1 tRNA gene is annotated in these 324 nt (G+C 48.5%); it reads right to left on the minus strand.

The window, feature by feature from the left end:
- Nucleotides 1-192: 192 nt before the first annotated feature.
- Nucleotides 193-269: transfer RNA gene (locus A3761_RS08480), tRNA-Ile, on the minus strand.
- Nucleotides 270-324 lie beyond the last annotated feature (55 nt).

Below are 324 nucleotides of genomic sequence, written 5' to 3' on the forward strand. Positions count from 1 at the left end.
GCAGACCTCCTGCGTGCAAGGCAGGCGCTCTCCCAGCTGAGCTATAGCCCCAATCCCAGAGCATTTTATCCTCTGCTTTAACGTTCATTAAAGTCAGACTCAAAAAATCGTAGATTTTAGTTAATCTAGGCAAATGACTGCGAAGCATAGCCTGCTATGCGAGTAATCATTTAACGATGAGTAACTGAAATCTGGTAGGCCTGGGCAGACTTGAACTGCCGACCTCACCCTTATCAGGGGTGCGCTCTAACCACCTGAGCTACAGGCCTTCTGCGCAAATTACCTCTCAGTAAGATGCTATAGGGCCTATTGCCCTTACGCTCT

This window comes from Oleiphilus sp. HI0123, assembly GCF_001635315.1.